14 protein-coding genes are annotated in these 22,681 nt (G+C 41.3%); 5 read left to right on the forward strand and 9 right to left on the reverse strand.

The window, feature by feature from the left end; genetic code table 11:
* Window positions 1–304 precede the first annotated feature (304 nt).
* Together ABD873_RS04935 and ABD873_RS04940 are read left to right on the forward strand one after the other, a co-directional pair.
* On the forward strand, window positions 305–1,858 hold the full coding sequence (locus tag ABD873_RS04935) for an Rne/Rng family ribonuclease (protein ID WP_345065436.1): 1,554 nt from the start codon (window positions 305–307) through the stop codon (window positions 1,856–1,858).
* Between the two features lie 304 nt (window positions 1,859–2,162).
* On the forward strand, window positions 2,163–3,089 hold the full coding sequence (locus ABD873_RS04940; RefSeq protein ID WP_345065439.1) for a hypothetical protein: 927 nt from the start codon (window positions 2,163–2,165) through the stop codon (window positions 3,087–3,089).
* 147 nt (window positions 3,090–3,236) lie between these two features.
* Here ABD873_RS04940 and ABD873_RS04945 read toward each other — a convergent pair whose 3' ends face one another.
* Genes ABD873_RS04945 through uvrA form a run of 3 tightly spaced genes read right to left on the reverse strand, consistent with a single transcriptional unit; the run spans window position 3,237 to window position 8,210 of the window.
* On the reverse strand, window positions 3,237–3,689 hold the full coding sequence (locus tag ABD873_RS04945; protein ID WP_039053034.1) for an RrF2 family transcriptional regulator: 453 nt from the start codon (window positions 3,687–3,689) through the stop codon (window positions 3,237–3,239).
* Between the two features lie 43 nt (window positions 3,690–3,732).
* Window positions 3,733–5,373 (reverse strand): alkaline phosphatase PafA, encoded by a 1,641-nt coding sequence (gene pafA, locus ABD873_RS04950; protein ID WP_345065445.1) that lies wholly within the window; start codon window positions 5,371–5,373, stop codon window positions 3,733–3,735.
* A gap of 29 nt (window positions 5,374–5,402) precedes the next feature.
* Complete coding sequence (gene uvrA / locus ABD873_RS04955) at window positions 5,403–8,210, reverse strand: excinuclease ABC subunit UvrA (protein WP_345065448.1); 2,808 nt, start codon at window positions 8,208–8,210, stop codon at window positions 5,403–5,405.
* 189 nt (window positions 8,211–8,399) lie between these two features.
* Here uvrA and ABD873_RS04960 point away from each other — a divergent pair, with 189 nt between their 5' ends.
* Complete coding sequence (locus ABD873_RS04960) at window positions 8,400–10,619, forward strand: HEAT repeat domain-containing protein (protein ID WP_345065451.1); 2,220 nt, start codon at window positions 8,400–8,402, stop codon at window positions 10,617–10,619.
* 619 nt (window positions 10,620–11,238) lie between these two features.
* Here the strand turns inward: ABD873_RS04960 and ABD873_RS04965 are convergent.
* The 6 genes from ABD873_RS04965 to xseA all read right to left on the reverse strand — a co-directional run bounded on the left by ABD873_RS04965 (window position 11,239) and on the right by xseA (window position 19,645).
* Window positions 11,239–12,357: a cytochrome-c peroxidase gene (locus ABD873_RS04965; protein ID WP_345065454.1), complete on the reverse strand. Its 1,119-nt coding sequence runs from the start codon at window positions 12,355–12,357 to the stop codon at window positions 11,239–11,241.
* A 7-nt stretch (window positions 12,358–12,364) separates the two neighbouring features.
* A complete protein-coding gene (locus ABD873_RS04970; RefSeq protein ID WP_345065457.1) occupies window positions 12,365–13,885 on the reverse strand; it encodes a DUF6850 family outer membrane beta-barrel protein in 1,521 nt (506 codons plus the stop codon).
* 10 nt (window positions 13,886–13,895) lie between these two features.
* Window positions 13,896–15,260, reverse strand: a complete 1,365-nt coding sequence (locus ABD873_RS04975) for a DUF4876 domain-containing protein (RefSeq protein WP_345065460.1) — start codon at window positions 15,258–15,260, stop codon at window positions 13,896–13,898.
* Window positions 15,261–15,272: 12 nt separating this feature from the next.
* The gene (locus tag ABD873_RS04980; RefSeq protein WP_345065463.1) at window positions 15,273–18,035 is read right to left on the reverse strand and encodes a TonB-dependent receptor; all 2,763 of its coding nucleotides are present in this window, start codon (window positions 18,033–18,035) and stop codon (window positions 15,273–15,275) included.
* A gap of 105 nt (window positions 18,036–18,140) precedes the next feature.
* Window positions 18,141–18,383 carry an exodeoxyribonuclease VII small subunit gene (xseB, locus tag ABD873_RS04985; protein ID WP_039053041.1) on the reverse strand — a complete coding sequence of 81 codons (243 nt, stop codon included), beginning with the start codon at window positions 18,381–18,383 and terminating at the stop codon, window positions 18,141–18,143.
* Window positions 18,384–18,385: 2 nt separating this feature from the next.
* Window positions 18,386–19,645 (reverse strand): exodeoxyribonuclease VII large subunit, encoded by a 1,260-nt coding sequence (gene xseA / locus ABD873_RS04990; RefSeq protein WP_345065467.1) that lies wholly within the window; start codon window positions 19,643–19,645, stop codon window positions 18,386–18,388.
* Window positions 19,646–19,759: 114 nt separating this feature from the next.
* Here xseA and ABD873_RS04995 point away from each other — a divergent pair, with 114 nt between their 5' ends.
* Complete coding sequence (locus ABD873_RS04995; RefSeq protein WP_345065470.1) at window positions 19,760–21,493, forward strand: serine hydrolase domain-containing protein; 1,734 nt, start codon at window positions 19,760–19,762, stop codon at window positions 21,491–21,493.
* Window positions 21,493–22,656: a dipeptidase gene (locus tag ABD873_RS05000; protein WP_345065473.1), complete on the forward strand. Its 1,164-nt coding sequence runs from the start codon at window positions 21,493–21,495 to the stop codon at window positions 22,654–22,656. The genes ABD873_RS04995 and ABD873_RS05000 overlap by 1 nt, the downstream gene beginning before the upstream one ends.
* Window positions 22,657–22,681: the final 25 nt, after the last annotated feature.

Genomic DNA, 22,681 nt, shown 5'->3' on the forward strand with positions numbered 1-22,681 from the left:
ATTAACAGGATTTTTTAACATTATTAAAAAACATTAAAGCTATGCCAAGCGGAAAAAAGAGAAAAAGACACAAAATGGCTACTCACAAACGTAAAAAACGTTTAAGAAAAAATAGACACAAGAAAAAATAGTTTTCTTGCTGTGTAGTCTTTGACAAGATAATCTCTTGTCAAAGACCTGTACAATCTATGATAGCACTTCGGTTGTATTCATAGATTGTATTTTTTCATTAAACAAGTTTTATGTTTCATAGGGACTAGATATTAGTACGCGAGGTGTTAATATCCCAAAAATTGAGTAGCTGTTGGTAAAGGAATTAATCATCGATTCGTCTCCTGAGAATGGAGTGACTATCGCTTTACTACAGGACAAGCAACTTGTAGAGCTAAATAGAGAACCAGCGGGCAGTCATTTCTCGGTCGGGGATATTTATCTCGGCCGTATCAAGAAAATCATGCCCGGCCTCAATGCGGCATTCGTAGATGTAGGCTACGATAAAGATGCCTTCTTGCATTATCTGGATTTAGGTCCACAAGTATTATCGCTATTAAAGCTTACCAGAGTAGTAAAGAATGGCAGTTATCGAGAGAATCTGCTAGGTAGTCTCAAACTTGAAAAGGACATCGATAAGGCCGGCAAAATTTCCGACGTACTAAGTCGTAACGTCGTGATCCCGGTACAGATAGCTAAAGAACCAATATCAACAAAAGGACCTCGATTGAGTTCGGATCTATCTATTGCGGGTAGATATGTGGTATTAGTTCCCTTTTCAAGTACAGTTTCCATTTCGAAGAAAATCAAATCCAGCGCCGAACGCGCCCGTCTGAAAAAAATTGTCGAAAGCATACGTCCCGCAAATTTCGGGGTTATAATTCGTACAGTTTCGGAAGGAAAGGGTGTGGACGAACTGCAAAAAGATCTGTTGGATCTGATAGCGAAATGGGAATTATTTACCAAACGCCTTAAAAATGTAGAACCTCCACAAAAAATATTGGGCGAAATGGATAGAGCTTCTACCATTTTGCGAGATATTTTGACGGATGAGTTTACACATATTCATGTCAATGATCCGGTGATATACGAAGAAGTAAAGTCGTATATCCAGGAAATTTCGCCTGATTTGGAAAAAATTGTGAAGCTCTATAAATATAAAGAGCCCATATTTGAACATTTTGGAGTAGAAAAACAAATTAAGGCGTCTTTCGGCAAAACGGTGAATTTACAGGGTGGTGCTTACCTCGTTATCGAGCATACCGAGGCCTTGCACGTCATCGACGTAAATAGCGGTAACCGCATTGCCAATAAGGAAAACCAGGAAGATAATGCCCTGCTGGTAAACAAAGAGGCAGCACGAGAGATCGCAAGGCAGCTTCGTCTGCGCGATATGGGTGGTATTGTCGTCATAGACTTTATCGATATGCATAAGCCTCAAAACCGCAAGGAGCTATATTCCTATCTCAAAGAGTGTATGGCAGAAGACAGAGCTCGCCATACCATATTGCCACCAAGTAAGTTTGGGTTGGTACAAATCACACGTCAGCGTGTGCGTCCAGAAATGAGCGTCGTGACAAGCGAAAAATGTCCGGCTTGTGATGGTACGGGAGAAATACGATCAAGCATTGTCTTGATTGATGATATTGAAAATAACTTAAGCTTCATCTTGGAAGAACAAAACGAGAAGGGCGTAACCCTATGTGTTCACCCTTATCTGGGCGCCTACATTAAGTCCGGTCTTATTTCTCGTCGTTTGAAATGGTTCTTCAAATATGGTCAATGGATAAAAGTCAAAGACATTCAGTCTTATCATCTGACGGAATTCCATTTCTTCAATAAAAAGGATGAAGAAATTAAGTTGTAAAAAAAGAGATTAACAAAAAGGCCTCTCAGAAATTTCTGAGAGGCCTTTTTGTTTTTGAAATATAAATCTCTTCACTCACCTAAGAGCGCTATTGCTATGCCAAATAAATTCCCCAATTTGCTCCCTTGAATTATGTTTTTGCATGAATTTCTCTAAAATCTAGTGCCGGAAGTCTTTTTACGATCGATTAGTGTCTTTACCTATCTGTTCCGCATTTTATAGCATTATATTTTTCACTGTTTCCGAGGATTATATTGAATATGTATATAATCAAGCAGAGAATGAAAATGCCGTTAAGCGATATTTGGAAAAGCAAGAAGATATTTTAAATAGATTGGATTCCAATTTATTTTTTCAAGAATATTCAAACCTTTACATCAGCAAAGCTAGATTCGAAAATCAGCGTAAAAACCTGAAAGGAGCATTGACCTATCTTTTTAAAAGTTTACATATTTTGCAGAAAAATAAGGTAAGACAATTTACGAATTTTTATCTAGCGTTCGCTCAAACATATGAAAGCCACCAGGAGTGGGATAAAGCTTCCTATTATTACGAGTTGGCATTAGAAAATGCGGAGTCGTTGGGTGATTTGGATGCTAGCTTCAGTACGGCAAAATTCTATAGTGATTTTTTGTTGACCAATAATCTAGACAGAGAGAAGGCGCAATCGCTGATTGTGAGATATGCTGCCGTGAAGGACTCGCTTGACAGGGCAAACAAATATGCCGTAGATGAAATATATAAAAAGCTACTTAAAGATAAAGAAGCGGACAGGATCCTTATTATATATAAATATGGCTTTGCTTTGTTTACGCTTTTATATATTCTTTACTATTCTCTGTTCTTCTTCAGGCTACGAAAATTGTCTCCAATTAATTTTAATTTACCAAAACAGTCTGAAAAGTATGAGATAAGAGACAACAATAGTGAAACCGATAAAAACTTTGATATAAAGGATCTGATTGAAATGGCTAAAAACAACAATCCTGAGTTCTTGTTTGTTTTCGGATCCATTTACCCAGAAGTGATGAGTGTATTTAGAGAGTTGGCGCCTAATATGAGAAACTCGGAGATTTATTTTCTAGCCTTGTGCTATCTTAATTTTACGCCGAAGGAGATCGCAAAATGTACAAATGTAACGGTAAGGGCTGTACAGGTGAGAAAAAACCGTTATCGTAAAAATTTAATATTCCTTCCGATACAGATTTTAACCTATGGATTTATGATTTAAACAAAGGGCATAAGGAGTCATAAAGGTAGGTAGAGAAAACACACAGCCTATACCATTGTTGTAGGCTGTGTGATGAACAAATAAAATTTTTATTTAATATCTGTTATTATAGTAAATAGTAGTAAAGCTTATATAGGAATTGCAATACTAACTATTGACTTCCGGACGAAACCCTCCTAATTCTTTTTCTTTGTTTATCAGCGTTGCTATGCTGGTATCGTTTAGAATTTGCAGCATGGCGTTGCGAACATCTATGAATGTATCTCGGATGCCGCAGGCATGTTCTTCCGTACATTCATCGCAGGAGCGATAAAAGTTTAAGCTCACGCATGGCAATAATGCTATAGGGCCGTCTATGAGACGCATGATCTGCGACAAGAAAATATCTTCCGGAGCCTTGTTTAGGCTGTAACCACCTCCAGCTCCTTTTTTGGAATATAAAATCCCTGCATTGCGCATTTCTAATAAGATTTGCTCTAGGAATTTTTTAGGAATACGCTCTTCCTCTGCTATCTTTACAATCTGCATAGGTTCCTTTCCGTAGTTCCTTCCCAATACCATTAATGCCTTAATGGCGTATTTTGTCTTTTTAGAAATCATAGATCAATAATAGTACATCCAAAAATACAAAATTTAAATTGTATTATTGACCTAATACTTCCACTATAGGCCTACCTATATTTCCGTTAGGCTCCATAACATGCAATAGCGATGCTAGGGTAGGAGCAATATCTGTACTGTGTACTTCTTTGTTGCTTACTCCCGGCTTCACTCCCCAACCCATAAATACCAAAGGAATGTGTGAGTCATAGGGAGACCATACACCGTGTGACGTTCCTGTCGCACGAGGGGTACCATTATACCATTGTGGCTCGCCTATGATTTGGATTACTCCTGAATTTTTGCGGTTATAGCCGTTGATGATTTTTTCACGGAGAGGAGCAGGGATAACCATGTTGCCTCCGCTTTCCATATCTACCACATAAGCTATACCTTCCTGCTTTTTAAGGAATTTGATGATGAAGTTTTTAACGGCTTGTTCGTCTAGATTTAACGAATCTATCAAGCTGTGGTTGAGGTGTACCTGATAGTTGAATACCCTTCTTATCAAGTCCTTGTGACCAAATTTTTTTGTCAGCTCATCGTTTAGCTCTCGTTGGATCTGACGAAGAAACAGGTAGCCGCCATTACCTTTTTGGTCTGTATAATAACGCGGATTATAGGATGCGGCGTGGTCAGCAGTCAAGAAAAAGGTGTAGTTGCCTTTACCTATGGTTTTGTCGAGATAGTTTAGCAGGTCAGCGATATCTCTATCTAGGCGAAGATATGTATCTTCGATTTCCACAGCAGAAAGAGAATAGCGGTGGCCTACGTAGTCCGTAGAAGAAAGACTGATACATAGGAAGTCCGTATGTCCTGTAGGATTGTTTCCTAATTTTTCTGCTTCTATGGCTGCTTTAGCGAAATCCAAGGTGAACGTATTTCCTTGCGGAGTGGTCTTGATAAGCTCAAGACCTATGTCTTTCATCAGTTCAGAGGTTTTGCGAGGGAAGGTAGGAGATTTTTCTCCAGCCCATTTTCCTTCATATTCATTGTCGTCTTGGATGCTATTTTTGTATGTCTCAATAGGGTATAATGTATTCCAGTCTTGCTTAAGATATTTTTCGGCGAGCTTAAGCTTGTTGAATTTGTTTACCCAGTCTGGAAGCTTTTGCATGTAGTACGTACTACTTACCCAATTTCCGGATTTAGAGTCAAACCAGTATGCGGCATCTGCAAAATGGCCTGCCGGAAGGATTCCTCCACGGTCTTTGATGGCTATCCCTATTACTTTAGACTGGAAGTTGGTGGCCAACTTCAATTCATCCGTGATTGTAGATGCCAACAGGTTTTTAGGAGACTGTTGCCCCACTTTTCCGGAAGCACCAACAGTTTTAACGCTATCATCTTGCGTACAATACATCGCTTGTCCTGTAGCTTGGATAATCCAGTCGTTGCCTGCTATACCATGGATAGAAGGTACTGAACCGGTATAAATAGTACTGTGACCTATAGCGGTATAAGTAGGAATATACGGAATAATCGTATTCTCGCAGGAAAACCCTTCTCTAAGCAATCTTTTGAATCCATCGTCGCCGTAGCGGTCTGCAAAGCGGTAAAGATAATCGTAGCGCATTTGATCCACTACAAGTCCGACAACTAATTTAGGTCTTTCTACTTGAGCAAAGAGGGTGGTGACAGCACAAATGAAAGTTAGGAGAGTAGCAAATATTCTGTTTTTCATTTTTTTAAGTCTTTTAAACTAAAATTAAGTTAAATTAATTGTTTCAGGTGATTTTTCAAGAATTTCCCTGTAAAACTTTCCTTACATTGAGCTAAATCTTCCGGAATTCCCGCGAAAACGATGTTTCCTCCGCGTTGTCCTCCTTCCGGACCTATGTCAATAACCCAATCCGCAGCTTTGATCATATCCATATTGTGTTCTATCACCAGAATACTATTGCCCAAAGCTATTAGATCATCGAAAGAGCGTAACAGTTTACGGATATCGTGAAAGTGAAGACCTGTTGTTGGCTCGTCGAAGATGAATAAGGTTTTCTTGCTGTTATTTCCCTTGATGAGGAAAGAGGCCAGTTTGATGCGTTGTGCCTCCCCTCCCGACAAGGTGCTGGATGATTGCCCGAGCTTGACATATCCTAATCCTACATCCTGTAGGGGCTTAAGTTTGTTGATAATTTTGGGTTGATCTTCGAAAAACTCTAAGGCTTCATCGACGCTGAGGTCCAGCACGTCAGAAACGGACTTACCCTTATAGGTTACTTCCAGCACATGCTGTTTGAAGCGTTTTCCACCACAAGCTTCACATGGCAGCACGATGTCGGCCATAAACTGCATTTCGATCTTTACTTCGCCATCCCCTTGGCAAATGTCACACCGCCCTCCTTCCACGTTGAAAGAGAAGGCTGCAGGCTTAAGTCCGTTGGCTTTGGCGGGAGGAAGACTCGCATACAGGGTTCGTATTTCGTCCCAGGCCTTGACATACGTGACAGGATTAGAACGGGATGAGCGCCCTATAGGATTTTGATCTACCAACTCTACCTGTTCTATTTGTTGGATATCGCCTTCTATGGCGTCAAACTGTCCCGTCTGTTCGCCGGAATAATTGCCTATGGCTTTCTGTAGAGCAGGATAGAGGACACGTTTCACTAAGGATGTTTTTCCGGAGCCTGAGACACCTGTCACTACCGTAAATACGTTGAGTGGAAAGTCTACGGTAATGCCTTTGAGGTTGTTTTCCCTTGCGCCACGAACAGTAATTTTGTCAGTCCATTTACGGCGAGACTTAGGAACATCTATTTTTAGTTCCCCACTAAGGTATTTTCCCGTAAGAGAATTTTTATCTTTTAGTATTTCGTCATAAGAGCCACTGAATATCTGCTGGCCACCATTGATTCCCGCCTCAGGACCTATATCAATGAGATGATCTGCAGCCTCCATCATCTCTTGTTCATGTTCCACTACGATGACTGTATTGCCCAGATCACGCAAGGACTTGAGCACTCCGATAAGGCGATGAGTGTCTCTTGGATGTAGACCTATGCTTGGCTCGTCCAGTACGTAGATGGAACCTACCAATGAACTTCCTAATGATGTGGCAAGATTGATGCGTTGCGACTCTCCTCCGGATAGCGTGTTGCTTAAGCGGTTAAGTGTCAGATAGCTTAGGCCCACATCACAAAGGAACTGTAGACGATTGGTAATTTCTGTAAGCAGGCGTTTGGCGATAATTTGGTCGTTGGCATCTAAGGTCAGTTTTTTGAAAAATTCCAGCAGCTCGTCAATAGGCATGAGCACGAGATCTATGATGGATTTTCCGCCGACTTTGACGTAGGCTGCATCTTTGCGAAGTCTTGTGCCTTTACATTCCGGACAATCTGTTTTTCCACGATAGCGGGAGAGCATCACACGATATTGTATTTTATAAGTTTGTTCTTCCAGCTCGGCGAAAAACTCGTTCAACCCTCGGAAATATTCGTTACCTGTCCATAGTAGCTGGCGTTGTTCCTCCGTAAGGTCAGCATAGGCTCTATGAATAGGGAAATCAAACTTTATGGCAGAACGTACTAACGCTTCTAGCCAAGCGCCCATCTTTTCCCCACGCCAAGGGGCAATGGCGCCATCATAAACGGATTTACTTTTGTCAGGCACGACCAAGTCAGGGTCTATACCTATAATTTTGCCATAACCTTCACAACGCTTACAGGCACCATAAGGGTTGTTGAAGCTGAAGAAGTTGGGAGAAGGCTCTTCAAAGGTAATGCCGTCAAGCTCAAACTTTTCTGAGAAATGATGTAGTTCGCCGTCAATATCTACGTAGCATTCACCTTTGCCTTCGAAATAGGCGGTTTGTATTGAATCCGCTAGACGCGAAGCAGTATCATCTTCACCGTCCAGACGGATACGGTCTATAACAATTTTAACGTCTCCGGCACTAAAGTTAGTATTGCCTATGGAGGTATCCTCCAAGATACTTTCAATCTTTTGAATACTTTCCTCAAAAAGCACCCTTACAAATCCTTTCTGCATCAGAAGAGACAGCTCCTCTTTTAGTTTGCGGTTGTTGGTAGGTACGAGAGGGCTGTAGATCGTTACGGTTGTATCAATGTCATTCTGCAATAGCAGGTTGACGATACTTGACACCGAGTCTTTGGTTACTAGGTTTCCGGAAACCGGAGAATAGGTTTTTCCTATTCGGGCATAAAGCAGCTTGAGGTAGTCGTAGATCTCCGTTGATGTTCCCACAGTAGATCTAGGGTTTGAGGTGATGACCTTCTGCTCTATAGCTATGGCCGGAGCTATTCCCTTGATATAATCTACTTCGGGCTTGTTCATTCTGCCCATGAACTGGCGGGCATAGGAGGAAAGACTTTCTACATAGCGGCGTTGTCCTTCGGCATAAAGAGTGTCGAAAGCCAGTGAGGATTTACCCGATCCGGACATGCCTGTGATGACTACCAGTTTATTTTTAGGGATGTTAACGTCAATATTTTTAAGATTGTTGACGCGGGCACCCTTGATTTGTATGTGAGTTTTGGGATTAATGTCCTGATTTTGTTGCATAACTGACAAAGTTAAGCAATTCTAATAAGTTGCGAGTTAAATGAAAGTAAGGAATGCAGGAAAAGTGGTAGAGAGGAAATTTTGATTTTCATGTAATATCTTGTTGATATGCCTAGAGGTATAAACTTATAAGGCTTAAAAAAAACTATATTTGCTTTATAATCAACTAAAACTGTGATTAGATAAGCAATGAAAAGAACCAAGAGCATTTTAGGATTATTCTTTGTATTGGCATCTCTTCAGGCATTAGGACAAGAGATTATTCAGCCAAGTATTAAGAGCAAAACGACTTTTGCTATTGTGGTGGACCAAAATACCTATGAAGCAGCAAAAGAGGAAATCAAAGCTTACAAACATGTTCTGGAAAATGATGGATTGGGAACGTATATCATTTATGACAATTGGACAAAACCAGACCAAATTCGGGAAATCCTTCGAAAGCTATATAAGGATAAATCTGCCCCCCTTGAGGGGACGGTATTGGTAGGTAAGATTCCTATCCCTATGTTGCGTGATGCCCAACATCTTACATCTGCGTTTAAGATGAGTCAGAAGATTCGTTGGGATAAATCTTCCGTACCTTCGGACCGTTTTTATGACGATTTTGATCTTCAGTTTGAATATTTGAAACAAGACACAACTAAAGGAAGAGAGCTATATCATTACTACAGCCTGAAAGCAGAATCTCCACAATTTATTGGTATGGACATCTATTCTGCACGTATTAAACCTCCGATTAAGGAAGGAGAGAGTATGACGCAGAAGATTAAAGATTATCTAACTAAGGTAGTAAGGTTAAGAGCGCAGCGTTACGTTTTAGATGATATGGTGGTGTCCACAGGACACGGCTATAATTCCAATTCGGTAAATGCCGTGTTGGGAGAGGCTATAGCGTTGAAGTCTCAGTTTCCAACCCTATTTAAGCCAGGAGGCTCCATCAAGTTTTTAAACTATCGTTCTCAGGAGTTTATAAAGTTTAACTTACTGTCGGAGCTGAAGCGTCAAACTGTGGATTTTGCATATATGACAGGTCATGGGACACCTACGTTGCAGCTGATGAACGGCTATCCGGAAACCTCCAGTCCGCAACCATCTATGTTGAATGTGGCTCGATATATACGATCAAAGATGCGTTCAGCAAAAGAAGATGGTCGAGATTTAGATCAGGTTAAGGAAAACTTTAAAAAATCTTTAGGTTTATCAGATAAATGGTTTGAAGATGCTTTTGATCCTAAATCCATAGAGCAAGATTCTATTTATAATCTGAATATGGACATTCAGATTTCGGATATAAAAGATGCTGGTATTCAAGCAAAATTGGTGTATATAAACTCATGTTTGACGGGTTCATTTCATTTGGAGGATTATTTAGCTGGATATTATCCTTTTTCGAAGAATGAGAATATTACTGCTGTCGCAAATTCCGTAGGAGTGTTACAGGATCTTTATCCAAGTGAACTTATGGGGCTTTTGGGAAAAGGTTACCGAATAGGAAATTGGTTGAAGCATATTGCTTATTTAGAAACACATATCCTTGGTGATCCTACCTTTTATTTTCACACTGATGGAGCAAAAGCACTGAATGAAGCTACGGTATTAAATAATAATGTGGCCTATTGGAAGAAATTGCTTAAAGAGGATGATGCAAGTTTCCAAGCTTTGGCGTTGGAAAAGTTGAGCCAGCTCCTTTCTGAGAAGGAAGTTTCTCCTATTTTGCGTTCATATTATTTCAATTCGCATTATGAGTCTGTGCGTATGCAGGCATTTCAGCTGTTAAGTCATTTTGAAAATAAAGATTACTTTGAGGTATTGCATGCTGCAAAAAATGATTCTTACGAGTATATACGTCGTCGGGCAGTTTATGACCTTACAGACTTAGGGGCTACGGATTTTATCAGAGATCTAATACAGTTCTATATATTGGACGCTCACTCTGAGCGAGTACTATATCGAGCTCGTTGGGCGCTGCAGTTTATGGATCCTGTAATAGCAAAACAAGAAATAAATTTACAGATTAGAGAAAATAAGGCCTTATATGGCGGGAAAGAACTAGCCGATAAGTTGGAAAAAGAGATCGATTATAATCAGGCTAAGTTAGAAAAGCTAAAAAAGATAATAACGGATCGTTCAGCAGCAGAAAAAGAGAGACTGTCGGAGCTTACCTCATTGCGCTTGTACAGACATCATTCTTTGGTGCCTGAGATGATTAATTTAGCAATAAGCAACGAGGAGTCAGAATTATTACGTATCACAGTCTTAGAAGCCTTAGGATGGTATACCTTGTCATACCAACGCAATGCAATCATAGAAGGTTGTGAAGCAATACTGAAGTCGGACGCGCCTGATGCTGTAAAGAAAGAAGCCCTAAAAACAAAAAACAGAATCAAAGGTAATTCCCATAAACTATAGGCCATTGAAGCTATTCCAAACGCTCTTTAACATCATGTTAAAAAGCGTTTGGGTTTAGTGATGACAGGCCCAAGGATGGGTATCATTATAAGCACCCCTAGTTCGTCAGTAAAGCTATTCTCAAGTTGTTGAGGGAGGGATTTGAAAGGCCTAAGTTTGACGCTATGAAAATTGAATATATTACATAACGATGTTTTGCTTCTTTGATTTAACTGTTTCAGGATATATTTAACTTTCCTTCACTAAGCTCTCTTGTTCTCCAATTTTGGCCTTTTCTTTTACTTGGGCGCTCAACTCTCTATCACGAACCATAAAAAGGTTAAAGACGTTCCAGATAACAATGGCATAGTAAAAAAATATGGTATAGTCTGGTGCTAAATATATATAACTGCTAAATCCTTCACGCAAGGCGACGAACTTACCTATCTACACAAATACCTTGGTGTGATCACGAAATGATGTAGGAGCATCTTTTGTAACAATTTTTATCCGTTAATTTCCTAGAAGGAGTTTCTAAAGTAATCTGAGCATTAAGTTGGAATCATCCAAAAGACTCCGGCAAAAGCTATATCTATTTTTTATATCTTAACATTATATATTTAGAGTTAATAAAAAGCTGTTATCGTGGTAAAGATTCCGGTCTTTTCATCCAATATTTTGTAGCGGTGATGGCCTGTAAGAAGGCTACTATATCTTTTATTTCCTCTTGTGTCAGGTTTAAAGGTTTCATCAGCGGGTCTACACGCGGATACATAGGGTCAGCCCACTGTTCTGGTGTTTTCGGGTTGTTCATTACCATGCCGCTGTTGTACATGTTTAACACTCCGGTAATATTGTCGAAGAGTCCATTGTGCATCCACGGTCCGGTATTCATGACATCCCGTAAGGAAGGCGTGCGGAACTTGCCTACATCTGCAGGATTTTTGGTTACCGTATATCTTCCCAGATCTTCGTATTTTCTTTTGTAATATGTCAGTCCAATATTGTGAAAATCTTCATCCGTAAAGTACTGACCATGATGGCAGTTCATGCAACGCGCTTTGGTACGAAATAGGTGCAGTCCGCGGATTTCTTGGTCCGTCAAAGCCTTGTAGTTGCCATCCAAAAACTCGTCAAAGCGGCTTCTGCGGCTTACCAAGGTACGTTGAAAGGCGGCAAGAGCCTTCAACACTTCCGGCATGGAAAAATCTTCGTCTCCAAAAGCTTCATAGAAAAGTTTGCGGTAGCCGGGAATAGCTTTCAACTTAGGGATAAGCTTGGTAAGCTCCATCGCCATTTCGTTATGCGCCTCGATAGGGGATAGGGCCTGTTCTTCCAGCGAGCGAGCTCTACCGTCCCAGAAGAAACTCTTTCTAGCATGGACGTTCAGTAGAGAAGGTGTGTTGCGCGTGCCCAATTGATGGTCATGCCCTACAGGTACAGAAAGATGGTCTGCCCAAGAAGTTTGCGGATTATGGCAAGAGCTGCAGGAAATCTGGTTCGAACCCGAGAGGATAGGGTCGAAGAACAACAGCTTGCCTAGCTTGACATCCGGACGCTCCATAAGGCTGAAATAACTGGTGTCTAGTTTAGGTAAGGACTTAAATTCTGCCCAGTTCACTCCTGAATCGATGTCTGGCTTCGGCCATTCTGTAACCGGCCGGCTATATAAGGCTCTTAATGCGTCTTGATGCTCATGAAAGAAAGCATTACAAACCACAAAAATGACGATGACGGCTAATGATAAAAGTTTTTTCATAATATGACTATAAGCTAAACTGAATACCTGCCTGTACCTGCCACATTTGTGCATCTTCTACAGGCAAAGACATGGTTTCCTTTTCGCTCTTATTGACAAAAGTAAGAATTTGATTACGTAGAAACAGCCTCATCCCTCTAAGTTTCATGACCGATGGGATATTGTATGCAATATTCAAATGTAGCATAAGAGGTTCCAAATTAAAATAATCGAAATCGGGATAGACTACTGATGTAGTAAACAGGTTCACCTGTGTTGATGGTACGGACAGTTTATTGTTGAGTTTGAACGTATATTGAGGTCGTAGTTCTGTCTCTAAGATGTGGTCGGCGATGTGCCAGAAACGTTTGGCGTTGATGCTTAGACTAAGCAGAGAATATTGATGGTGGTGTGCTGACGCAGCATCCGTCTTTTCCATACTGGACCATGCTGTACTACCTCCCCAAGACCACCTTTCGTTGGTGTAGGAATAGTCCAATTCCACATTGTAATATTTAACCAAATAATTTGCTGCTCGGAGATTGTAGTTGTAATCTCGACCGTTATGATATGCTGCATTCAGCTCCAAGATGTGGCTTGCAACATTTTTGTTCAGCATCAGAAGCGTGTTATGACTAACGCTTTGCAGAGTGAACTCACTACGTTTGAAATATCGTTGACGCAGCTTAGTGTCATATGTAGAGTTTGTCACCTTTCTTTCAAAGGAAGTCACGCTGTAGAGCTGTAGATATTCCTTTTCTAAGGTATACCCCAAATTTCCTCCAAGGTAGGTGTCGTAGCGCCGTAAAGAGCTTGAGTCTCTTTGTGAGATGAAGCCAAATCCTTGATTGGTATAATAGATACGTTCCGGATAAAGCATACTGGTGCTGAACATCCTGTTCTTATAGGTTATGGTATTCTCTTCGTCGCCATAGCCGTAGGAAAAGCCTAGGGACAGTTGATGATTCTGCAGCTGAGCAGTGATGTAGGGATTAAATTTTATGGCTACCGAAGCTACATTAGGACGAGGATCAACGGACCTAGTTGTCCAATGGGAATGGTATTTGAAGACAATACCGGGTTGTAAAAGAGAGAATTTTCCTGCATAGCGTACATTCACATTACCCACAAAATTTTGCCTTTCGTATTTTCCTGCCTTCTGAACAAAAAAATAGAATGGAGAGAGGTCGTCCATTTCGCCTTGAAGCGTATTAGCCAAACTATCTTCCCACACCTTGTCAAACTGGAAGCTTCCCGATACCACAAACTTATCTATTTGTGAAATGCCATCAGCCTTGAAGTTGGCGATATTCTGCAGGTGTGCCTGTTGTGCTCTTCTGTAATTGCCTTCTCTATGTTGGAAAGAAAGTTCAGCTTCACCAATATTGTAGTTGTGCTCCCGAAATTTTACCATGTTCGGGTTGTCATAGTGAAAATGGAGCTTCTTTTGCAAGGGAAGGTTCCAAAACAAAGAGTCATTGTCACTAAACTTCTGCCCGAAGCTAGTAAGAGCTAAGAATATCAATATTATGGAAAAGCTGAACTTCATATCTATACACTTAATCTATAAACGAGCTTGCAGATTTCGAAGGGTCGGCCTTTTGTAGGAAGCCAAAGTCTTCTTCGGAGTTGTTTGTATCTTTCAGAATACGTCTACCATTTACGGTTTTTAAGGTTTTACGTACTAACGATTGACTTGAATATTGTCCACCTGGCACATGTGTGCGTCCGGCATCCAATGTGGTTGGAAGGCGTTTCGGAACACGGGAGGAAGCTACCGGATGTTGTAACTCTACGGCATCCACCACCACCTCAATAGGAATCTGTTTGTACACACGTGTAGTAGCTATCACTTCCCTAATATCTGGGGCAGCAAAGCTTCTTAGATTTTCCATGTCTATGCTCTTTCCTTTAGGATCCACGATAAAGTAAGCATCACGACCCAAGGCGTCCAAGATAAGGTCGTTTCCCGACGAAACGTGTAGAACATCAACATTAGGCACGTTGATGTTATCCACATCAAAACGATAGGGGGTGTAAGCACTTCCGTCTTTCGGACGTAGAAATTCTATAAGGTTGACTTCAAAATCTGCATGACTTAGGTTAATCGTCAAAGCAGGGTTTGTGATTGTCACTGGGGTGGCGTTGTTCGACTCGTAGGAGTTGGTATGGTCCACGGCGTTGGCCGCGATGATAATGCTTTGTCCCGGTTGTACAGGGTATTTCTTGCCGCTGCCGTCACTAGGGATGCGGAACAGAGTGTGGGCATAGATGTAGTCCTTATTAGCATCTTTGCCACTTTCCACCACCATCCCTACGGATTTAGACCAGTCATATTGGAAATTAGGGAGATAATATTCACCGGCATTGTTATTATTTTTTCCTCCTACCTGCCCGAAATAGAGGCTGTCTGCATATAGCACTTGGTTGGAGTTATTGTAGATTTCTAAAAAAACATCTCTGAAGCTGGCTCCTGTGCTCGAATTTGAGCCGGCATAGTAAATCTGCTTAAAAACCCAGTTTCCTGTTTTTCCGGCTTTAAGTTCTAGGGAGAATACGCGATCGGCATAGATATCCACGTTGTCGTAGCTATCCGTAAAGCTGACATTATCTTCTACATAGTAACCAGCCAGTTCCGAATAAGATTGGGCGCTTATGACAAGCGTTCCCGAAATGGAATAAAGCCCCGGAGTAATACTTTCAAATGTCGCTTGACCATTTTCCAAGACAAAAGCTTGGTAAGAAGCACCGTTGGTTTTGTTGGTAAGCGTAATGATGGCTCCTTGGGACGGAATATTAAGATTTTCGTCACTCTTCACGGTTACGGTGGCGGTGAACTTCACAGGGCGTGTAAGTTCTGGGTCTTTTTGACATCCTACAAAGAGAATCAGTGTCGTAAGGATAAAATATAGATAGTTTCTCATGGTTCGTTAGTATTAGAATTTAATGTTTGTTCCTATTGTAAAACTTGGTCTTCTGTTGTATTTCACAATGCGTTCCGTTCCGCTATTGGTAATTCTGTAATATTCCGGACGTATATTGAATAGGTTGTAGGCATTCAGATTAATTCTGAACTTCTTGTTAATCTCTTTTGCCAAGGACATATTGATAATAGTATGTACATGTGGTATCCCTTCTATAGCTTCGTCTGAAGCGATCCGTTTGAGACTGTTCAAAATATCTTGGGGAAGGGGCTGTTCATTTATAAGAAAATATTTCGCCTCGGAAGTATAGTAACCTACTGGATATATGTTGCTTGATGCTTTCTGCTTTTCCAGCCAGAAGATGTCGGCGCTAAAGTTCACGATAAAACCCAACTTAGGTATATGTGTAGAGCTGTTAACTTTTGACATGATCTGTGTATAACGCGTATCGTCGGGGTTATATACAGCATAGGTCATGCTGTTCCCATCAGGAAGTATGATTTTGTTATTTTCGATTTTGACCCGCACATGCTGTGTTCTGTTATAGCTATTGTATTGAAGGTTGTTTACTAGAGAAAAAGAGGTTTTTATAGCATTAATCGGCTTGAAGTTTAGCATCCATTCTAACCCTAATGAGGATCCACTAGCTCCGTTGACCATTTCATAGCCGTAAAAGTCAAAGTAAGTATTTTCTTTTCCGTTAGGGGTATAGGTGATGTTTCCTTCATTGTCTACAGAATAGTCGAATTCCGGCAGGCGGTACCAATGCGGCTGGTTGACAGTCTCATAGCCATTCCAATTATGCTTATAGTACGAGTAAAGAGATGAGCTGAAGGTCTTACCTTGATATTCCAGTCCTAGTTCTGCTTGGGAGGCCATCGATGGCTTCAGATGGGCATTGTCCAGAATCTTTTTGTCTGTAAATACTAAATATAGGGCCTTAGAAAGATCTCCAGCATACACTTTCAGCAGGTCGATGTCAATAAATACAGGAGCGGGGTACATGTGAGCCAAGGTCGGTGCTTTGGAAGATATACCGAATGAAGCTGTGGTCGCCCATCTGTCGTTCCAACGTAGTCGAGAACTAAATCTTGGTTGTAGCGTAAAATAGCCATTTTGAATATCGCTTCTGAGACCGATATTAGCATTATATGATTTTTGTAGCAACGTTCCGGAAATTTGGTCTTCCACGTAGAATCCCCAGTTTTGGGCGGCAGGAAGATGCTCAAAGTCATACGCTCTTTCGTTTCCTCCCCCATTGAGTATCCACCGCGGTCTGTCGGGATCGCTAATAACACCTTTTCCTCCATTGTTGGAGTAATTGTAGTTTACCCCATAGGAGAGGTGGTGGGTATGAGCTCCCAACACGAAGGTGGCAGAAGCATCGAGACGGGCTGAAAAGTTTATCGGATTTCCGATGATTTCCTCTTCTGCCATATAGCTGCCATTACTAAAATATCCCTTATAGATTCCTGTAGTATCTTTTACTGTAATAGCCGTTATTCCTCTGTTAAGGATATATTGCTTGAACGAATATTGGTCGGAGTTTGAATAATTAATATTGGCATTTATATTTTCAAAGAAACGGCTTCCTGTAGGTATGGAAATCCTGTTGGCCACCGAGATCCCTTTGTTTTTGAATACCGACATTTGTTGAGTCTCATCATCAGGATCGGCGCGTCGTCCGTCGTTGCGGTAGTTATGATCAAAAGAAAATGTATTTTTTATGCCGTTGGCAAAACGCTTAGTCCACATCAAGGACTGGTTGTATCTATCGAAAGTTTTGATTTTGTCGCGAGGGTCAGCGTTGCTATGTGTATAGTTTGAGGAAAGGTTTAAAGCTCCCCATTTTTCGGGAAGGATGAATCCTTTGCTGATGCTGGTGGAGGTAGATCCTCCGTTGAGCTGGATATTTATTGCCCACGGGGATTGTGCAGCTTGGCGGTTGATAATTACGGCGCCATCCGTAATTTCTCCATAGCGTGCCGATGCCACGCCTCGCACGACCTCAATGCTTTCAATATTGTTCACCGGAATTTCACGTAAATCGATTCCTTGGAATGCCACATCGTAGGTTTGAGCACTTTGTGTGCCTAAATAAGAATCCGAATATCCTACTCCGGAAAGAGTAGCATTGGTCATACCCCAGCGGCTTACCGACCGGCTTTGCATATTGGCGTCGTTGCTAAGGTATATATCATCCATAATAATGGCTATACCAAGAGAGTTGTTTAGGTTGTATAGCGAAGAGCCTCCTAGCGTTCCCGTACCTCCGCGCAATGTTAATGTTTCTACCTTATTGAGGTCTGGTGCTACTGCAGCCTTTCCTGGTAGCTTTAGTAATACGTCCTGAAGGCTGAAAGCTTGGCTCGCTTCAATGGTTTCCTTGTCGAAGACTATAGACGAATTGCTGGTTTTGGTTTGACGTACTATCGGGTTTATGTCTACTTCTTCGAGAGTTAGACTTAAGTCTTTAAGGATGAACAGATGTTTTTGGGAAAAATCTTTTCTAAAAATGGTTTTAGAAACCGACTGTTTGCCTACATGCTGTAAGGTCAGTTTGACCAAAGGTAAACCCGAAGAGATTTGAAACGTAAATTCTCCCTGTTCATTGGAATAGGTGCTCTGCTGACCATCGTTTAAGCGTATGGTGGTAAAAGCCAGAGGCTTATTATCTTCGTTGAGCACTTTGCCACTAATAGGGACGGTTTGTGCTAAAGCGAAACTTAATAAGACAAAATAATTTGCTATGAATAGGCAAACAACTCGTTTCAATTTTATTAAGATTAATTCTAAATTGCAAAGTAAAGCAAAAAATTGTTCATAGCGAATTAAAAGTTAAAATTTTGTTTTTGAAGCTATTTCAATGCCATATTAAGTCTATTCGTTTTGTATGTTGCTGTCTTCGTCCATTGAGTCATTTGCTTCTTGCTGCAGTTGACTTAAAAGTCTGTCAACCTCTTCTTCCGAGGCTAGAAGTTTGGCTTTACATATAGCAATTAATGAGGAGGCGCGTTGGATTTTGTTTGCCAGCTCATCGACATTGACTTCTCCGGTTTCGATTTCAGAGACAATTTGTTGTAGTTCGTTGAATGCGTCTATGTAAGTGTAATTTGATTCCATGGTTAAATGTTTTTTGAGACAACCTGACTTTGAATGCTTCCATCCATTAGAATGGTTTCAACAAGATCACCTTCTTTTACCTGAGTTGTTGAGAGTAAGGCCTTTCCATTAACCTTGGTGATAGAAAATCCTCTTTTCAACAGATGGGAAGGATCGGCTAAGCGGATAAGCCGGCTAATATTTTCTATCTGTGTGTGCTGTTCTCTCAGAAAATGCCTGCTAAATAGATGCATTCTTTGAGTAAGCAGCTGCACGGCATGGTTTTCCTGCTGTAAGCGGTTTTTACCGGACCACGACAGCCTTCTGGTTATATCCTGTAGTTTATTTTTTTCTTCGGCAAACCTGTTTTTGGACAACGAGATTAAACGTTCCTGCAGCTGGTCCAGCGGGATGGCAAAGTTGTGAAACTGCTGTATAAGGAAATCTGCAAGCTCACTTGGCGTTATAGCATTTTTGTAGGCTACCATCTCGCTGACGGTCTCATTGGTGGAGTGTCCGATGCCGGTCAATACCGGAATAGGAAATATGGCTATAGCTTTCGCTAAAGCATAATTGTTATAACTAGACAACCCTACTTCACCTCCTCCGCCACGGATAATAGCTACTGCATCATATTCTTCCGTCCTTTCAGCAATGACGGCAAGCTGTTTAATGATGGAAGGAACAGATTTGTCACCCTGCAGGAGTGCAGGATATAGCGTCGTTTCGAACTTGTATTTCCATGGGTTGTTGTGGATAATCTTGTAGAAGTCAGAAAGACCTTTACTGGTTTCTACCGAGATGATAGCCAGTCGTTTAGGTACTGGAGGAAATGGTAGCCGTCGGTTGGCGTCAAACAGCCCTTCCTGCTGTAAGCGTAAGATGCTTTGCCGCTTTTCGCGTTCTAGCTCTCCCATTACAAAGGTGGGGTCTATGTCAACAATACGTAGACTCAGCCCGTATAAAGGGTCGTAGGAGATGCCTGCCTGAAATAGGATGGTGATACCATCACGTAGAGGTTCGTTCAGTAATTTGAGAAACAGACTATTAATACGTTCAAAGTCGTTCCGCCAGAGAATAGAACGCATTTCGGCAACAACTTTACCATCTTTTTTTTCTACAAGGTCAGGATAACAGTGACCAGAATGCTTGTAGTGATTAAGCTTATTCATCTCTGCCTTAATCCAATACAAGCTTTTGTAACGCTCTCCTATGGTTTTCTGAATGCTTCGCGTTACTTCTAGTAGCGAATAGATGGTCCTCTCTTGTACGACTTCAGGCATAATTCAAATATAAGTTAAATAAAATCCTTCTTAAAATGAAATGAACTTGTTACTTGAGCATTTGCGTTTTTGTGCGTTTTATTAGTACATTTACTGCTTAAAGCATGTAAAAACATGAAAAAACTACAATTACTACCTAATCTACTACTTATTCTATTTTTGTTTGTTTCTACAGCACAGGCGCAATACAAACAGACTATTGTCAATAAGACACATCTGCTGTTTAACAAAAATAATGAGATTCCGTTCGGAAGATTAGATGAGCTTAAAATTGCAGTGGCAGTTCCTTCTGTAGAGAAGTACAGCCCATTTATTGCACAGCTTGACAAGTATGCTGAAATCACGCCTATAGACATCTATAAGCTGAATGAGCAAGGTAAGCTGTTTAACACCATTATTGTTGCCGGTACGACGGCGGAGCTGCAGCTGCTAAATGCGCAGTTGGTGAGCCATGCTACGGCGAACAAAAAACGTGTTGTCGTATGTCGCTTTCAGGATAGTGATTTAAGTCGCCTTCAGCAGACACCATCATTCAACGGTGTCATGTCGGAACTGGTTTACCCGGAGTTCTCGGAAGAAGCTCAACGCTATATGGCGATGAGTATATTCGGAGGGCTTGCAATCGGAGGAAACTCCAAGATAAAAACCAACCAAACCAGACTTCAATACACCTATGGAGAGCGGTCAGGATTAAATATTGCTAAGATGACCCAAAGGATAGATGCCATTGCGGCCGAAGCTATACGCGAGAAGGCAGCACCCGGCATGGTAGTCATGGTAGTCAAAAATGGACAGGTAATCTTTGAAAAGGCCTATGGCCACCATACGTATGAAAACGCACGTAAAACCAGCGTAAACGATATTTTCGACCTAGCGTCGGTAAGTAAGATTGCCGGTACTACTCCTGTCATCATGCACCTTACCGAGACCAAGGCTATACATTTGGATAGCACTATCGGGCGTTATATCTGGGAAGCACGAGAAACCAACAAAAAGGACATCAAGTTAAGGACTGTATTGTTGCATGAAGCTGGTTTCACGCCTTATATACCGTTCTACCGTCATCTCAAGCCAGGAGATCTTCAACGTTTCCCTTCTCCGACGCATCAGGTTCAGGTGGCAGACAGCGCCTATCTGCGAAATAATTATTACGAAGAGGTGATGTGGCCTGAGATGCTGAAATCTGCTGTGAAACCAATAGGAAATTATGTCTATTCGGATATAAGTATGTATGTGATGAAGGAAGTGGCGGAAAATGTTACCCATGTCTCTATGGATACGTTCGTCAACAAACTTCTCTACAAACCTATAGGAATGAAAACGGCAGGTTACAATCCACGCAGACGCTTCGATAAATCGAGAATAGTGCCTACAGAGCATGATACCTCTTTTCGTAAGGTGTTATTGGAAGGTTTTGTTCACGACCAAGGGGCAGCCATGGCGGGAGGTTTAGCAGGGCATGCCGGTCTTTTTGCTACCGCAAACGATCTTGCTATCTATGGGCAGCTACTGCTCAATAGGGGTGAGTACGGTGGAGTGAGATATTTCAAGCCGGAAACCGTAGATCTTTTCACATCAAAACAATCGAAAACCAGCCGTCGTGGTTTGGGCTTTGACCGATATGACCCTGACTCGAAATCCGGATATCCTTCCAAGTTGGCCAATCCTTCGGTGTATGGACATACCGGTTATACAGGAACTTGTATTTGGATTGATCCGCAAAATCAGTTAATTTATATTTTCTTATCCAATAGGGTACACCCACAGGTGTCTACAAAGCTGTTGGACTTGAATATTCGTAGCAGAATTCAAGATGTTATCTACGAAACCATAAATGAATCTAAATAATGAAAAGAAGTTTTATACTTAGTGTATTGTCTCTTTGTTCTTTTATGCACATGACGAATGCGCAAGAAGATTATAAGAAGATACATGAAGAACTTATTGTGGTGGACGGCCACAATGATGTAATCGTATCCAGTATATTGAGAGGTCGCGACATAGGTACGCGTCTGACTCAGGGACACACAGACATTCCTCGTCTGAAAGAAGGAGGAGTGGATGTACAGGTCTTTGCCGTATGGTCTGACGATACACGCTGGAAGACCAACGCCTTCAAGCATGCCAACGACCAAATTGATGCTCTGGAAAAAGTTATAGAAAGAAACAAAGAGCATATTGAGCTGGCCCAAAATGTGGAGGACGTGTATAGAATCAATAAGGCTGGAAAAATAGCCGCTCTCATTGGCATTGAAAGTGGTAATATGATAGAGGAAAGCATAGATAATTTGGTGAAGCTTCATGAGCGCGGAGCCAAATATATGACCCTCACGTGGAACTATAACCTTTCTTGGGCAACAGCTGCCGCAATAGAAGATGAAAAGCCGGATGAAGAGCAGAAGGGCCTTTCCGAAAAAGGTAGAGAGATTATCCGTAAAATGAATGAGTTGGGAATGATGGTTGACCTGTCGCATGGCAGCAAAAAGCTGTTCTATGACGTGTTGGAAGTTACCACCAAACCCATACTCGTGTCACACAGTAATGCTGCAGCATTAACACCACATTCCCGCAACTTGGACGACAAGCAATTGGAAGCTCTTAAAAAGAATGGTGGTGTTATCGGTTTAAACTTCTATTCGGAATTTTTGGACACAGCATACCAGAAGCGTGTCAAAGAGCTTTATGAGAAACATTTCGGTAAGCCTGAAGAAGGTATGTCGGTGTCAAGGATGTACAACAAGCTACCTAAGGAGTTACGCTTTCAGGCTGATGCTAAGCTCGAAACCTTATTACAGCATATTGATTACTTAGTCAGTAAAGTAGGCATAGATCACGTAGCCATAGGATCCGACTTCGATGGAATAGAATCTTCTCCACAATATCTGGAAGATGTGTCTAAATTCCCTGTCTTGACCAAAGCCCTTTTGGAAAGAGGTTACAAAAAAGAAGATGTAGCTAAGATAATGGGACTGAATTTCCTTAGACTGATGAAGGAAAACGAAACAAAATAAATTAAAGTCCGACCATTTGGTCGGA

The sequence above is a fragment of the Sphingobacterium thermophilum genome, assembly GCF_039541675.1.
In the GTDB taxonomy this organism is placed as follows: domain Bacteria; phylum Bacteroidota; class Bacteroidia; order Sphingobacteriales; family Sphingobacteriaceae; genus Sphingobacterium; species Sphingobacterium thermophilum.